The sequence below is a fragment of the Mycobacterium sp. EPa45 genome, from assembly GCF_001021385.1.
Taxonomy (GTDB): Bacteria; Actinomycetota; Actinomycetes; order Mycobacteriales; family Mycobacteriaceae; genus Mycobacterium.
In genome coordinates this window covers 4017986-4032467 of sequence record NZ_CP011773.1, presented here as the reverse complement: position 1 = coordinate 4032467, position 14482 = coordinate 4017986, and the positions used below count along the sequence as shown (strand labels likewise).

The 14482-nt window shown below is 67.0% G+C and carries 14 protein-coding genes; 5 read left to right on the top strand and 9 right to left on the bottom strand.

Annotated features, from left to right (window positions below):
- Window positions 1–8: 8 nt before the first annotated feature.
- Both AB431_RS19305 and AB431_RS19300 read left to right on the top strand, forming a co-directional pair.
- Window positions 9–521, top strand: coding sequence for a DUF3145 domain-containing protein (locus AB431_RS19305; protein ID WP_047331284.1), 513 nt, complete (start codon window positions 9–11; stop codon window positions 519–521).
- A 71-nt stretch (window positions 522–592) separates the two neighbouring features.
- Window positions 593–1009 carry a hypothetical protein gene (locus tag AB431_RS19300; RefSeq protein ID WP_047331283.1) on the top strand — a complete coding sequence of 139 codons (417 nt, stop codon included), beginning with the start codon at window positions 593–595 and terminating at the stop codon, window positions 1007–1009.
- A 21-nt stretch (window positions 1010–1030) separates the two neighbouring features.
- Here the strand turns inward: AB431_RS19300 and AB431_RS19295 are convergent, their stop codons facing one another.
- The gene (locus AB431_RS19295) at window positions 1031–2491 is read right to left on the bottom strand and encodes an HNH endonuclease signature motif containing protein (protein WP_235435706.1); all 1461 of its coding nucleotides are present in this window, start codon (window positions 2489–2491) and stop codon (window positions 1031–1033) included.
- A gap of 48 nt (window positions 2492–2539) precedes the next feature.
- On the opposite strand from AB431_RS19295, the gene AB431_RS19290 reads away from it, so the two are divergent.
- Window positions 2540–2980, top strand: a complete 441-nt coding sequence (locus AB431_RS19290; protein ID WP_047331282.1) for an SRPBCC family protein — start codon at window positions 2540–2542, stop codon at window positions 2978–2980.
- 107 nt (window positions 2981–3087) lie between these two features.
- On the opposite strand, the gene AB431_RS19285 is transcribed toward AB431_RS19290, so the two are convergent.
- Both AB431_RS19285 and AB431_RS19280 read right to left on the bottom strand, forming a co-directional pair.
- Window positions 3088–3990: a diacylglycerol kinase gene (locus AB431_RS19285; RefSeq protein WP_047331281.1), complete on the bottom strand. Its 903-nt coding sequence runs from the start codon at window positions 3988–3990 to the stop codon at window positions 3088–3090.
- Window positions 3987–5564 carry an FAD-binding oxidoreductase gene (locus AB431_RS19280; protein WP_047333599.1) on the bottom strand — a complete coding sequence of 526 codons (1578 nt, stop codon included), beginning with the start codon at window positions 5562–5564 and terminating at the stop codon, window positions 3987–3989. Before AB431_RS19280 ends, AB431_RS19285 begins: the two co-directional genes overlap by 4 nt.
- Before the next feature lie 50 nt (window positions 5565–5614).
- On the opposite strand from AB431_RS19280, the gene AB431_RS19275 reads away from it, so the two are divergent.
- Together AB431_RS19275 and AB431_RS19270 are read left to right on the top strand one after the other, a co-directional pair.
- Window positions 5615–6196 (top strand): TetR/AcrR family transcriptional regulator, encoded by a 582-nt coding sequence (locus AB431_RS19275; RefSeq protein WP_047331280.1) that lies wholly within the window; start codon window positions 5615–5617, stop codon window positions 6194–6196.
- Window positions 6193–7728, top strand: a complete 1536-nt coding sequence (locus AB431_RS19270) for a glycerol-3-phosphate dehydrogenase/oxidase (RefSeq protein WP_047331279.1) — start codon at window positions 6193–6195, stop codon at window positions 7726–7728. Before AB431_RS19275 ends, AB431_RS19270 begins: the two co-directional genes overlap by 4 nt.
- Window positions 7729–7741: 13 nt before the next feature.
- Here the strand turns inward: AB431_RS19270 and AB431_RS19265 are convergent, their stop codons facing one another.
- From AB431_RS19265 to AB431_RS19240, 6 genes are all read right to left on the bottom strand, one after another.
- Complete coding sequence (locus tag AB431_RS19265; RefSeq protein WP_047331278.1) at window positions 7742–9163, bottom strand: acyl-CoA carboxylase subunit beta; 1422 nt, start codon at window positions 9161–9163, stop codon at window positions 7742–7744.
- Between the two features lie 43 nt (window positions 9164–9206).
- Window positions 9207–10469, bottom strand: a complete 1263-nt coding sequence (gene kasB / locus AB431_RS19260) for a 3-oxoacyl-ACP synthase KasB (RefSeq protein WP_047331277.1) — start codon at window positions 10467–10469, stop codon at window positions 9207–9209.
- A gap of 34 nt (window positions 10470–10503) precedes the next feature.
- Window positions 10504–11754 carry a 3-oxoacyl-ACP synthase KasA gene (gene kasA / locus AB431_RS19255; RefSeq protein ID WP_047331276.1) on the bottom strand — a complete coding sequence of 417 codons (1251 nt, stop codon included), beginning with the start codon at window positions 11752–11754 and terminating at the stop codon, window positions 10504–10506.
- Entirely contained in the window at window positions 11751–12047 is a 297-nt protein-coding gene (gene acpM, locus AB431_RS19250; RefSeq protein WP_047331275.1) for a meromycolate extension acyl carrier protein AcpM, read from the bottom strand. Before acpM ends, kasA begins: the two co-directional genes overlap by 4 nt.
- 75 nt (window positions 12048–12122) lie before the next feature.
- Entirely contained in the window at window positions 12123–13043 is a 921-nt protein-coding gene (locus AB431_RS19245; protein WP_082135919.1) for an ACP S-malonyltransferase, read from the bottom strand.
- Between the two features lie 151 nt (window positions 13044–13194).
- Window positions 13195–14478, bottom strand: a complete 1284-nt coding sequence (locus AB431_RS19240) for a CdaR family transcriptional regulator (RefSeq protein ID WP_047331274.1) — start codon at window positions 14476–14478, stop codon at window positions 13195–13197.
- Window positions 14479–14482 lie beyond the last annotated feature (4 nt).

Here is a 14482-nt window from a genome sequence, read left to right as displayed (position 1 = left end):
GTTAGGTGATGCGTGCGTCGAACCAGTTCGCCGATGCGACGACTGGCGTGGTGTACATCCACGCCTCTCCTGCAGCGGTGTGCCCACACGTTGAGTGGGCACTGTCGTCGACCCTGAACGCCAGGGCGAATTTGAAGTGGACCCCACAGCCGGCGATGCCTGGTCAGCTACGGGCGGTGACCAACTGGGTTGGTCCCGTCGGCACCGGTGCCCGGCTGGCTAATGCGCTGCGCTCGTGGTCTGTCCTGCGGTTCGAGGTGACCGAGGATCCCAGCGCGGGCGTGGACGGCGAGCGGTTCTGCCACACGCCGCAGCTGGGTCTGTGGAGCGGGGCGATGAGTGCCAACGGTGACACCATGGTCGGCGAGATGCGCCTGCGCACACTGATGTCCTCGGGCGCCGATACGTTGGCCGCCGAGTTGGACTCGGTATTGGGCACGGCGTGGGATGAGGCATTGGAGCCGTACCGCGATGGCGGTGACGGTGGCGAGGTGAGCTGGCTCAGCCGCGGAGTCGGCTGAGCCGCATTCGGGCCATTGCCACCGACCGCCCATCGATCTACTATCACTCGTAGTAGATCGATGGAGGTCTCATGTCAGCGACGACTGTCACTCGCTCCCAGACCTTCCTGCGTGCGTCCGCCTGGGCGTTCTTGTTCGGCTGGGGCATCCACGTCGTCGATCATCTGCGCCGCGGCATGGCCGCATCGCCGACGTTCATCATGGCCGGCGGAACGGTTCAGGGGCTGATTGTTGTCGTTGCGATCACCCTGGCGTTGCGCGGACATCCCCGTGCGCCCGCCCTTGCGATCTTCGCGGGCGTCGCCAGCGCCCTGGTCTTCACCTACGCGCACCTGCTGCCCAGTCTCTGGCCGTCGTATCAGGACAGCTACATCACTGGCCCGCGCATCAACGTGACGTGGTTCTCCTGGGTGACCGCGCTCGCCGAGATCGGCACCGGGCTGTTGTTCGCTTACGCCGGTTTCCGCGCGCGAACGGTTAGTAGGTGACGCCGGGCTACACCGGGCGGGTCAGAACGGTGGTGGCCTGTTGCGTTCGGCGACGTGGGTGTCGTTGAGTTTGCGTTCGCGGGTGATTCGTTGCGTGCGTTGGGCTGCCCGGGTTGTGCGTCGGGTGGGCATCAGGATGCCGATGGCGGGTGGGGGCTCGCGTGGTGGTGGTGGCAGGGTGGCGGTGGTGGTGTTCCAGGTGGGCAGCAGCAGGTGGCTGCCGGGCCTGGTGGTGTAGGTGCGTCCGGTTGGTGAGGTCCAGGTGATGGTGCCATCGGGGTGTTGACGGTCCGACCAGCCGGCCCAGAAAGTCTTGAGCAGGTGGTGTTTTCGGCACATACACGCCAGGTTCGACGGATGGGTGGGGCCGAAGGGCCAGGCGATGGTGTGGTCGACATCGCAAAATTCGGCGGGCACGTCGCAATTCGGGAATCGGCACGTCATGTCCCGCATCCGCACCCATTCATCCAATGCAGTGGAGGGCCGATACTGCGGTTCGGGTTCGTCCTTCGGGCGGCGCACCATTCGCACTGTGGCCCCGGTGTTGATCAACTCGGCCAGCAGTGGTGCGGGCACGATGCCCCGGTTGCCGGTGATCGCCGCACTGGCCGCCGGCGGGCGTGCCGGCTCAGCGGGTTGCGCCTCTTGACCGTCCCCGTGCATCTGCGGATCCGGCGCGGCGTCGAGCACGTCGGCCTCGGCGAGCACGTGGACCACCACGGCGGCTGCGCGTGCGTCGTCGACGGCAGCCGGGCAGTCGGGGTTGCCGCACAGGCACGCCAGCCGGTCCGCGCCGGCCCCCAGGGCGCCCATGGCGTCGGAGCGGCGCTGGGCGATGGTGCGGGGGTCGTCGTCGCACACCGAATACGCGATCCGGGTCAACCTGCGCTTGACGATCTCACCGTCGGCGGCCGAGAGCCGACCGGCGATCTCGGCAGTGCCGGCAGCGGCGTCCACGGTGACGATCACGTCGCGCTCCCGGACCCGTGACTGCACCCGGCGCACCGCCCCCGGGTCGTAGCGATCCACCCAGTGATCGATGGCGCGCTGCAACTTCAGCACCGACAACGCACCCCAGGTCAGCGCATCTTCGGCGATCGCTTTGTCGACCAAGGCGAGGGTCGGGCGATCTTGGATCAAGTAGGTGCGATCGGTGATTGCCTCACACACCCGGTAACTCAATAACCCTGCCGAGAACAGATTGGCCACCCGCGGCAGCCGGTGCCGCAACGACATCGCCATCAACATCTCACCCGACGCGCGGCCGGCGGTGATTCCTAACGCTGCCGAGACTTCGGCCACCGCAGCGTCCCACTCGTCACAGGCCCAATGCGCACGTTCATCATCTGCGCAACGTCGCGCGACCAGCTCCGCGATCGCGGCTACCCGCCGGGCAGCGTCCTGGTTCTCGGCGCGGGCAAAGTCGACGATGGCATCCACCACCGCGACATCGCTCGCCGAGCGCCACACTGAATCGAACACATGTTCGAGTATGCCACTGGGGTGTGACATGACGCCTAACCTGATCGCATGGTCCACCTCCACGTCGAGAAGACGATCGCAGCGCCGCCAGAGAAGGTCTTCGCCTGGTTAGCCGAGCCGGCGAATCTGAAGGCCGCTCCGCTGATTGTCACGGCCGAGTGGGCGAGGGATTCGCCGCCGCCGGGCCTCGGCGCGATCCGGACGGGGTTTGCGATCGGCTTGTGGTTTCGCGAGGAGATCGTCGCCTACGACCCGCCGCACAGCTACACCTATCTGATCGTCGGATCGGTTCCCGCGTTCGAGCACAAGGGCGGCAAGCTGACGTTCACGCCAGAAGGGGCCGGCACGCATGTTGATTGGGTGAGTACCTACACCCATCCAGCCCGTGGCGGCGGCAAGGCCATGGAGATACTCAGTTCCAAGCTTCTGCCGTGGAACTTCGCAGCCGTCCTCGATGGCTGTGCGAAGGCGCTGGAGCCTGCGGCATAAAGTTCTGAACGCAACACCGTGATCCAGGCATGGTTTGCCGTCGACGCTTACAGGGTTGCGAAGCCGCAGCACACCGGAGTCAACATAAAGACTCCGGTGAACGACAACTAAAGCCTTTCCGGCACAATGATTTTCAGCGCTCCGGGAACCGCTGAGATCTCAGCGGGAAGTGGGCACACGTAGTCGCCGTCGGCGTAGGCGTTGATGCCGGGGGAGTCGACGCTGATCGTGCGAGCACGGTCGGTACTGACCTCCGCAAGGTTGATGTGCGTGCCCTTGAAGACGGTGGGGAACAACCGAATCAACTTGGTGCGCGACGACGCGTGCACCATCGTGATGTCCAGCAGTCCGTCGCAGTGGTTGGCCCCGGGCGTGATCAGCATGCCACCGCCGTAGCTGCGGGTATTTCCGAACGCGGCGAGCGTCAGATCGGTGACGATTTCGCGTTCACCGTCGAGCACCAATCTGAATGGCAGGGGTCGCAACTGGGAGATCTCAGCGATCAGCGCGACGTTGTAGCGCATCCGCCCATGCGGCCAGCTCATCCGGTTCACGCGATCGCTGACCAGTGAGTCGAACCCCGTCGCGGCGACCGTCCCGAACCAGGTTCTGGACCCGTCGGCGCCAGTGATGTGCCCGAGGTCGACGGTCTCGGTGTGCCCGGCCGCAATCACGTCGACGGCCGCCACCGGATCGGCCATCGGCAACCGGTACTCGCGGGCGTGGTCGTTGCCGGTGCCGGCCGGCACGATACCGAGCGGAATATCACTGCGCGCCAAAGCCTGAATGGCCAGACGGATCACCCCGTCGCCGCCAATCACCACGAGCGCGTCCGTGTCTCGGGTCAGCGCCTCGTCGACCAGCTGGCGGGCATGGGCGGCGTCGCGTCCGACGATCCCGGTCACGTCGATCCCGAGTTCCTGGAAGCGGGCCACCGCCAGCTCCCCGGCGTGCGGCGCATTCCCGTGACCCGATTTGGGGTTCGTCAGGACCGTGACACGGGAGATCATGGAATCAGCTTGCCCGGGTTAAGGATTCCCGCCGGATCGACTGCCTGTTTGACGGCCTGCAGCACTTTCACGCCCAGGTCGCCGATCTCGGCGGCCATCCAGGGCCGGTGATCGGCGCCGACCGCGTGGTGGTGGGTGATCGTTCCACCGGTACGGGAAATAGCATCAGAGGCAGCGACTTTGGCGGCCAGCCATTGTTCGGCGACGTCGCCGCGCTGACCCGCGACCACGGTGAAGTAGAGCGATGCACCGGTCGGATACACATGCGAAATGTGGCACATCACCAACGCAGGTGTGCCACTTTCGGCGAGGGACGACGTCAGCGCCTCGGTGACTGCGGTTTTCAGCGTTGTCAGGTTGGCCCACGTCGTGGCGGTCTCCAGCGTCTCGCACAACGCCCCGGCGGCCAGCAGCGAGTCCCGCAGGTACGGGGCGTCGAAACGGCCGTGCTCCCACGCCCGTGCCGGCGCCTCGCCCAGCGACGTGCCACCCTGGGCCTGCAGGACGGCGCGGGTTTCGGCGTGCCGGCTCTCGGTGTGTGCGGCGCTTCCTTCAAACAACGTGAGCGCCAGGCACCCACCGGTGATGCTCTGCTCGCCGATGTTCCCGGTGGTGGCCAGGTTCACGCCGGTCTCGGCCTCGTCGGACAACCGCAGCACGGTCGGGCCGGTGCCGATCTGGGTGACGGCGCGCAGCGCCGCCGCGCCGGTGGCGAAGTCGGGGAACGACCACGCCTCGTAGCACGTCGTCTCCGGGACCGGGTGCACCCGAAGGCGAACCCTGGTGATCACACCGAAGATGCCCTCGGAGCCGGAGAACAGCTCGCGCAGATCAGGTCCGGCGGCCGTCTCCGGCGCGCGGCCGAGGTCGAGGACGCCGACCGGGGTCACCACCGTCAGTCCCCGGATCATGTCGTTGAACCGGCCGTAGCCCGCCGAGTCCTGTCCCGAGGAACGGGTGGCCGCGTACCCGCCGATGGTGGCGAACCGAAAGCTCTGCGGAAAGTGTCCGAGCGAGAAGCCGTGCTCGCCGAGCAGTCTTTCGGCGTCCGGCCCGGTGACGCCGGCGCCCAGTTCGGCCTGCATCGACGTCTCGTCCAGCGAGTGCAGCGCATCGAGACGGCGCAGGTCCAGGGAGATGACGGCGGCGAACCCGCCGCGGATCGGGTCGAGACCGCCGACCACGCTGGTGCCGCCGCCGAACGGCACCACCGCGATGCCGTGCTGCGAGCAGTAACGAAGCACCGTCGCGATCTCGTCCTCGCTGCCGGGCAGCAGTACCGCGTCCGGAGCATCCTGATGAGTTTGCTTGCGGCGCAACAGGTCCAGGGTCGATTTACCGCCCGCGTACAACAGCCGGCCGTGGTCGTCGGTGCGGATGTAGTCGGCGCCGACGAATTCGGCGAGCGCGTCGCGGTGTGCGTCTGGCAATGCCGACGGGCGCACCTGCACGTCATCGATGGCGGGGGCCGGGATCTCGCTCGCCGTGACGCCGAGTGCCTGTTCGAGCAGCGTCTTGATGCCGTCCGAGAGGGGTTTGGCGGCCGCGGGGTCGCCCCAGGCGTTCCAGGCCATCGGGGGAACCAGGGTGCGGGCATCGTCGTTCATGCGTTACAGTATTACAGATGCTGTCAATCAGTAACGACGAATCGGTGGATATCGGCGACCGGATCCTGGTCGCCGCGGCCAGCTGTGTCCGAGACTTCGGGGTCGAGCGCGTGACACTGGCCGAGATCGCCCGACGAGCCGGCGTCAGCCGTCCGACGGTGTATCGCCGCTGGCCGGATACCCGCACGATCGTCGCGTCGCTACTCACCGAACGGATCACCGGCACCTGGCGCGCCGTCCCGACCGGGGCGCCTGGCCGTGCCGGACTGGTAGAGCGAATCGTCGAGGTGGCCCGTCGCCTGCGCGACGACGAGCTGATCACCTCTGTACTGCGATCTGCCCCGGACTTGGCGATGACCTACATCGCCGGACGGCTGGGCACCAGTCAGCAGATCCTCATCGACCTGCTCGTCGATGCGCTTCGGGAAGCGCAGGCCGACGGCAGCGTTCGGGCCGGCGACGTCCGCCAGCTCTCGGCAATGGTGCTGTTGATCGGCCAGTCCGCGATCCAATCCGCCCATATCGTCGAACCCATCCTCGACGCCGACGCCTTGAGCGCCGAGTTGTCGCACGCCCTGAATGGATACCTCGCCCCATGAGTGACCTGACTGCCCTCAGCGCCACGCGCCGCACCGCCGACCTGACCAAGCTCGGTGACGGTGCCCGCGTCGACGTCGTCGTTATCGGCGGAGGTATCACCGGGACCGGTATCGCGCTCGACGCGGCGAGCCGCGGTCTGTCGGTGCTGCTCGTCGAGAAACATGACCTGGCTTTCGGCACCAGCCGGTGGAGCTCCAAGCTCGTGCACGGCGGCCTGCGCTATCTGGCCACCGGCAATGTCGGCATCGCACGCCGTAGCGCGATCGAGCGCGGCATCCTGATGACCCGCAACGCGCCGCATCTGGTGAGCGCCATGCCGCAGCTGGTTCCGCTGCTGCCATCGATGGGGCGCGGCCAACGTGCTTTGATCCGAACAGGTTTCGTGGCCGGCGACGCGCTGCGAATTCTGGCGGGCACCAAGTCGTCGACATTGCCGCGTTCGCGGCGGGTCGGTGTGCCGCAGGCGCTGGCGATGGTGCCCACGGTACGTCGTGACGGCCTCGACGGCGGCCTGCTGGCCTATGACGGCCAACTCATCGACGACGCCAGGCTGGTAGTAGCCGTCGCTCGCACCGCCGCGCAGCACGGCGCGCGCATCCTCACCCGGGTGTCCGCAGCGTCGGCCACCGGCACCTCGGTCCGGTTGGTCGACGAGCTCACCGGTGAATCGCTGGACGTGAACGCCCGCGCGGTGATCAACGCGACGGGCGTATGGGCCGGCGAGGTGGACACCGCGATCAAGTTGCGGCCGAGCCGGGGCACGCACCTGGTGTTCGATGCCGCTGTGTTCGGGAATCCCACTGCGGCGCTCACCATTCCGGTTCCCGGAGAGATCAATAGGTTCGTGTTCGCAATGCCCGAACAACTCGGCCGCGTGTATCTCGGACTGACCGACGAGGACGCGCCCGGGCCGATTCCCGATGTCCCCGAACCGACTTCGGGCGAGATCGGCTTCCTGCTGGACACCGTCAACACCGCACTGGGAATCGCGTTGACGACCGCCGACGTCAAGGGCGCATACGCGGGGTTGCGCCCATTGATCGACACGGGCCAGGGCAGGACATCGGATCTGTCCCGCGATCACGCGGTGATCGAATCGTCCAACGGCGTGTTCAGCGTGGTGGGCGGCAAGCTCACCGAATACCGGCATATGGCCGAGGATGTCCTCGACCGTGCACTGACGGCCCGGGGGATGACGGCCCAGCCCTGCCGCACCCGGAACCTGCCGCTGGTCGGCGCGGCCGCCAATCCGGTTGCCACGCTGCGCACGACGAGCGATTTGCCGGGCTCGCTGGTCGCCCGCTACGGCGCCGAGTCGCTCAACGTGATCGCGTCGGCGCGGTGCGGCCGGCCCACCGAACCGGTGGCCGACGGAATAGACGTCACCCGTGCGGAATTCGAGTTCGCCGTGACGCACGAAGGAGCGCTGAGCTCCGATGACATCATCGACCGGCGCACGCGGATCGGACTGGTCGAGGCCGACCGGCAACGGGCGCTGGACGTGGCCGAGGAACTCCTCGCCCGGGCCTGAACCGCCGCAGGAATTACAGCGGGATGTTCTTGTGCCGCCCGCGCCGGGCCGGGGCTTCGGCGAGCGCCTGCGTCAGCTTGCTGCGAGTGTGCGCCGGGTCGATCTTCTCGTCGACCACGCCGATCTCCACCGCGCTGTCGACGCCGCCCGCGATGCGCTCGTGTTCGGCGGCCAATTCCTCGTGCAGCGCTTCACGTTCGTGATCAGGCGCGGCAGCAAGCTTCTTCTTGTGCAGGATGCCGACCGCGGCCTTGGCGCCCATCACGGCGACCTCGGCGTCCGGCCAGGCGAACACCTTGGTGGCACCCAGCGACCGCGAGTTCATCGCAATGTAGGCCCCGCCGTAGATCTTTCGCGTCACCAACGTGACGCGCGGGACGGTGGCCTCACCGAAGGCGTGCAGCAGCTTTGCGCCGCGGCGCACGACGCCGCCCCACTCCTGGTCCACGCCGGGCAGGTAGCCGGGCACGTCGACGACGACCACCAGCGGAATGCCGAAGGCGTCGCACAGCCGCACGAAACGCGCTGACTTCTCGGCACTTTCGGAGTTCAGGCAGCCGCCGAGACGCAGCGGGTTGTTCGCGATGACGCCCACCGTGCGCCCGGACAGCCGACCCAGGCCGACGACGATCGACGGCGCCCACTTGCCCTGGAATTCCTCGAACGGGGTGTCCGCATCGAGCAGTGCCTCGACCAGCGGGTGCACGTCGTAGGCGCGGCGCGCGGACTCCGGCAGCAGCGCGTGCAGATCGGAATCCCCGGCCTCAGCCTTGCTGCGGTCGAAATGACCCTGCTGGGAGAACAATCCGACCAACCGGCGGCCGCGCTCATAGGCGTCGAGCTCGGAGTCGGCGACGATGTGGCACACACCGGACTTCTTGTGGTGGGTGTCAGGCCCGCCGAGGGAGGCCATGTCGACGTCCTCGCCGGTCACGCTGCGCACCACGTCGGGCCCGGTGACGAACACCCGGCCCTCCTGGGCCATGATGACGATGTCGGTCAGGGCCGGGCCATATGCGGCACCGCCTGCGGCGAAGCCGACCACGACCGAGATCTGCGGGATGTAGCCCGATGCGCGGATCATGGCCTCGAAGACCAGCCCCACGGCGTGCAGCGCCTTGACCCCTTCGGCCAGCCGCGCGCCGCCGGAGTGCCAGATGCCGACGATCGGGCTCTGCTCCTCGATGGCGGTGTCGTAGGCGTTGACGATGTGCTGGCAGCCCTCCACCCCCATGGCACCACCCATGACGGTGCCGTCGGTGCAGAAGGCGATCGTGCGCACACCGTTGACGCTGCCGGCCGCGGCCAGCACGCCGGAGCGGTCACGCTCGTGCAGCAGCTGCACGCTGCCGTCGTCGAAGAACGTGGACAGCCGCAGCAGCGGGTCGCGAGGGTCGAGGGATTCGCCGACCGTCTCAGGGGCCATGATCGTCATCTAAACCTCCATATGTGCGCGGATGCTTCGAGTCCTGAGGAATTCAGTACTTCCCGAAGGCGATCGCGACGTTGTGACCACCGAATCCGAACGAGTTGTTGATCGCGTACTGGTAGTTGCCTGGCCGGGGTTCGCCGGCCACCACGTCCAGATCGATCTCCGGATCGAGGTTGCGCAGGTTGAGCGTGGGCGGCACGACGCCGTCCCGCAGCGCCAGCACGGTGAGGATCGACTCCACCGCTCCCACAGCGCCCACCGAGTGGCCCAGCGCCGATTTCGGCGCGTAGACGGCCGGCCGGTTATTGCCGAGCGCATTGTTGATGGCCTTGCCTTCCGCGACGTCGCCCACCTGGGTCCCGGTCGCATGGGCATTGATGTGATCGATATCGGAGGGTTCAAGACCCGCGAGCTGGATTGCCCGCGTGATCGCGTGACCCGCCTGCTCACCGTTCGGGTCGGGCGCCACGATGTGGTACCCGTCCGAGGTGATTCCTGCCCCCATGATGCGGGCGAGGATGTTCGCCCCGCGGGCCTTGGCGTGCTCTTCGGTCTCGATGACCAACAGCGCACCGCCCTCACCGAAGACGAACCCGTTGCGGTCTTTGTCGAACGGGCGGCATGCACCGGCCGGGTCGTCGTTGGTGGTGGACAAGACGATTCGCATCTGGGCGAAGCCTGCGATCGGCACGGCCTCGATCCTGGTCTCGACGCCACCGCACACCGCGATGTCGGCTTCGCCGAGAACGATCTGTCGCCAAGCCTGCGCGATGCCTTCCGAGCCCGAGGCGCACGCCGAGACCGGAGTGATGACCCCGGCCCTGGCCTTGAGCTCCAGCCCGACGGCCGCCGCGGCGGCGTTGGGCATGTACATCTGAACAGCAAGGGGCGAAACAGCTTTCAGCCCCTTGGCGCGCATCCCGTCATAGGCGAAGACCAATTCCTCGGTGGAGCCCATGCCGGTGCCGATCGACACCATCAGCCGCTTGGGATCCACCTCGGGGGAGCCGGCGTTCTGCCACACCCGCCGGCTCAGGACCGTGGACATCTTCTGCAGGTAAGACAGCCGACGAAGTTCGACGCGAGTCAGCTCGCCGTCGAACTCCTCGACCAGATGCCCACCGATACGCACCGGCAGGTCGTACTTCTCGACGAACTCGTCGTTGAGGAGCCGGATACCGCTCTGCCCGTCCAACAGCTTCTTCCACGTGCTGTCGGCATCCGATGCCAGGGCGGTCGTCATGGCAATGCCCGTGACGACCACGTCGGGGAATCCGTTCCCCGTTGACAGACGAGTCAACCCTGCCATTGCTTCCTGCTAGTCCTTTCCCCCCGGAACGGCGTCAGTACCGCCCGAAGGCGATCGCGACGTTGTGTCCTCCGAATCCGAACGAGTTGTTGATCGCGTACTGGTAGTCGCCGTAACGCGGTTCTCCCGCAACGACATCCAGGTCGATCTCCGGATCCGGTGTCTCGTAGTTCAGTGTCGGCGGAATGACGCCGTCACGCAGTGCCAGCACGGTGAGGATCGACTCCAACGCGCCGACGGCACCGATCGAGTGGCCCAGGGCAGACTTCGGCGCGTACACCGCGGCGTGCCCCACGCCGGCCACCCGCAGGGCGTTGGCCTCAGCGGTGTCGCCGATCGGAGTGGCCGTGGCATGGGCGTTGACGTGGCTGATGTCCTTGGCGGACAGGCCCGCCGTCTCCATCGCCCGCTTCATCGCCTGGCCGGCCCGCAGGCCGTCCGGCGCCGGAGCCACCATGTGGAAGGCATCTGAGGTGATGCCGGCACCCATCACCCGAGCCAGCGGCTTGGCGCCGCGGGCCAGGGCATGCTCCTCGGTTTCGATGATCATCAGCGCACCGGCCTCACCGAACACGAAGCCGTCACGGTCCTTGTCGAACGGACGTGAGGCCCCGGCCGGGTCGTCGTTGCGGGTCGACATGGCGCGCATCATCGAGAATGCCGCAATGGGCAGTGCCTCGATGCCGCCTTCCACGCCGCCACAGACGGCGAAATCGGCGTCACCCATGACGATCTGACGCCACGCATGGGCGATCGCCTCGGAACCGGAGGAGCAGGCGGACACCGGGGTGATGACCCCGGCGCGCGCGCCCAACTCCAGACCGGCAACCGCGGCGGCGCCGTTCGGCATGATCATCTGAACGGCGAGCGGGGACACCTTGCGGGGCCCGCCCTCGTTCATCGCGTCGTAGGTCTCGACGATTTTCTCGCCGCCACCCAGACCGGTGCCGATGACCACCGCGAACCGGTCGGGGTCGACCTCGGGTTTCCCCGCGGTCTCCCACAACCGGCCCGCCAGCAGCTTCGACATCCGCTGGACGTAGGACATCCGCCGCATATCGATACGGGTCATGTGCTCGTCGATGTTGTCGACGAGATGACCACCGATACGCACCGGCAGGTCCCACTTGGTGACGAAGTCGTCCTCGAGTACGCGGATACCGCTATCGCCGGCCAGCAGGCCCTTCCACGTGCTCTCGATGTCCGCAGCAAGAGCCGTGGTGGCCTCGACGGCGGTCACCACGACGGATGGAAAACCGCCGTTAGCAGTGGAAGGCCTCGTCATTCTGCTGCAAACTTCTCGCGCAGCGCGGCGGCGGCTTCGGGGTTCTCTTCCTCGAGCTTCTGGATGTAGGAGACGACGTCACCGACGGTGCGCAGACCGGCCAGGTCCTCGTCGGGGATCTTCACGCCGTACTTGTCCTCGGTCTGAACGGCGATCTCCACCATCGACAGCGAGTCGATGTCCAGATCGTCGACGAAGGACTTCTCGGGGGTCACCTCAGACGGCTCGATGCCGGTGACCTCTTCGATGATCTCGGCGAGACCGGCGATGATTTCTTCTTGACTGGCGGCCACAATGGCTCCTTCGTAATCGGTTGTGTTACTTGGTTGAACGCTTGATATGTGGTTGTCCTGGACAGCCACCGACTCCTACAGGTCGGTGATCCCGTCCAGATCTGCGGGGGTCTTGATCGCACGGTTGGCGACTCCCCGAAGTTCTCGTTTGGCGATCCCGGCCAGAGTGCCCGCTGGCGGGAACTCGACGATCGCTGAGCCCTCTGCATTCTCAAAGAGCTGCCGCATGGTTTCGGTGCACAGATCCCAGCGCACCGGGCGGGTGAGTTGCGCGACGAGCTTCTCCATCGCGTCTGCCGCAGAAGATACCGGCTGACCGTCGGCGTTGCTCAGCAGCGTGGTGGTCGGCTCGTTGGTCGCAACGCCGGCCGCAGCTGCCGCATACCCATCGAGCGCCGATGCCATGTAGTGCGTGTGGAAGGCGCCTGCGGTGGCCAGCTGGCGCACCCGGGCCTTGGCCGGCGGATCCTCGGCCAGCTTCTCCAGCGCCGCGACCGCTCCCGCGGCCACGATCTGGCCCGCGGCGTTGCGGTTGGCGGGAATCAGGTCCAGTGACTCCAGGCGGGCGAGCACCTCAGCCTCGTCACCACCCAGGACCGCCGACATGCCGGTCGGCTCGGTGGCGCACGCCGTGGCCATCTCGGCGCCGCGGACGGCGGCCAGCTTGACCGCGTCGTCGGCGGAGATGACGCCGGCGATCGCGTATGCCGCGATCTCACCCACGGAGTGCCCGGCGACGACCGTCTTGCGGCCAGTGAGTGTGCCGCGCTTGGTCAACTCGACGTTGGCCAGCAGGGTCGCTGCCACCACGAGCGGCTGGGTGACGGCGGTGTCGGTGATCTCGTCAGCAGATGCAGTGGTCCCCAAACGGGCAAGATCCAGACCGGCGATGTCCGACCAGATCTTGATCTGGTCGGCGGCGCCGGGCAGCTCCAGCCATGGCTCGAGCATGCCGGGAGTCTGGGAGCCCTGTCCGGGCGCCAGCAACGCGATCACGGGTTCATGCGGCACTCATTAAGAAAACATTGTGAAACCGGATTTGCACGGTGTAAGAGATTATGAACCTCGTCTTAGGTTTTTGTGGGAGTCCCACAAAAGTGCATGTGATGCGACTCCATCGATACCTGGCCGCGATCTATTCCCCTTATCAGACGTTCCCGGCACTTCCGATCAGGGGCGGTGTGAGTTGGGCAACAGAACTGTTTGCCGTGGTGTGAGCGGGCGCAGGGTAGCCGAGGCGGCCGACTGAGGACGCCACTCGCAGAACGTACGCATCGCGCGGCAGAGTGGGATCCCGGCCGGTGAAGTCGGCGATTCGCTTGAGTCGGTAGCGCACCGTGTTTGGATGAACGAACAGTTTTCGGGCGCAAGCTTCAATTGCGCCGCCGCTGTCGAGGTAGGCGTCGAGGGTCTCCGTGAGCGCCGGGCCCGCGTCGGCCAGCGGACGCATGATCTCGGTGTGCAGCGCTGCGACGGCCGTCGCGTCGCCCAACAGGGCGCGTTCGGGAAGGAGCTCGCGGGCCAGTACCGGCCGCGGGGCACCGCTCCAGCCGACGACGGCGTTCATCCCCGAGATCGCTTCGCTGGCGCTGTGATAGGCCGCGGTCAGCATGGGTGCGGTCGGCCCGATCACCACCGGACTGTCGGAGAACGCATTGATGAGGTCGTTGAAGAACTTGTCAGTGGGTCCGAGGGGTCCGGAGATGATGCCGATGAGCCAGGTGCCGTGCACGTCGGCCAGGGCCGCCCGGTTGTGCCGCGCGGCGATCTCGCGGACGTCCTCGCTGGCGAGCTCCTCGCGACCCGGCGGTGGGGTGCCGACCACGACGGTGGCCGGCGCGGTGGTGTCCCAGTTCAACGCTGCGGCGCGGGAGAGCAGCTCCTGTCCGGTGTCACCGCGGACGACGGCGTCGACGACGCTGGCCTCCATCCGGCTGTCCCAGGAGCCGCGTGCCTCGGCCGCGTCGGCGTACGACGCCGCCGCCGCGAAGGCGAGGTCGCGGCTGTAGCGCAGGATGCCGATCGACAGCGCGATGCGCTGCTCGTCGTTGCGCCCCAGTGCGGGCACGGCCACCTCGAAGTACTGCATGCTGACCCGGACCATGTCGACGGTCTGGGCCAGCGCGATCCGGCGGGTCAGATCCTGGGGGACGAGGGCGAACGCGTCGGCGGTGTAGCCGACATTGCTGAGCGGGTTCCGGATCCACTCGGCGAAGTTCACCACCGCGGTTTGCAGGACCAACTGGACGCTGGCGCGCTGCGAGGCTTCCAGCTCGCCGAAGAACGGCAGATGCTCGTGCATGGCCTGAACGGCCTGAGTGGCCAGCCTGCCGGAGTACTGCTTGAGCCGGCGCAGCGTCGAATCCGGCACGTTCTCGAGCAGCTCCAGAGCCGAGGGTGGCAGTGGCTCGAGGAGCGGGTTGTCACTCACCCCT

Excerpts from the sequence above, each read along its gene's own strand:
- AB431_RS19305 (WP_047331284.1), top strand. The coding sequence starts at position 9 with ATGCGTGCGTCGAACCAGTTCGCCGATGCGACGACTGGCGTGGTGTAC.
- AB431_RS19300 (WP_047331283.1), top strand. The coding sequence starts at position 593 with ATGTCAGCGACGACTGTCACTCGCTCCCAGACCTTCCTGCGTGCGTCC.
- AB431_RS19290 (WP_047331282.1), top strand. The coding sequence starts at position 2,540 with ATGGTCCACCTCCACGTCGAGAAGACGATCGCAGCGCCGCCAGAGAAG.
- AB431_RS19285 (WP_047331281.1), bottom strand. The coding sequence starts at position 3,990 with ATGATCTCCCGTGTCACGGTCCTGACGAACCCCAAATCGGGTCACGGG.
- AB431_RS19280 (WP_047333599.1), bottom strand. The coding sequence starts at position 5,564 with ATGGCCTGGAACGCCTGGGGCGACCCCGCGGCCGCCAAACCCCTCTCG.
- AB431_RS19275 (WP_047331280.1), top strand. The coding sequence starts at position 5,615 with ATGCTGTCAATCAGTAACGACGAATCGGTGGATATCGGCGACCGGATC.
- AB431_RS19270 (WP_047331279.1), top strand. The coding sequence starts at position 6,193 with ATGAGTGACCTGACTGCCCTCAGCGCCACGCGCCGCACCGCCGACCTG.
- AB431_RS19265 (WP_047331278.1), bottom strand. The coding sequence starts at position 9,163 with ATGACGATCATGGCCCCTGAGACGGTCGGCGAATCCCTCGACCCTCGC.
- kasB (WP_047331277.1), bottom strand. The coding sequence starts at position 10,469 with ATGGCAGGGTTGACTCGTCTGTCAACGGGGAACGGATTCCCCGACGTG.
- kasA (WP_047331276.1), bottom strand. The coding sequence starts at position 11,754 with ATGACGAGGCCTTCCACTGCTAACGGCGGTTTTCCATCCGTCGTGGTG.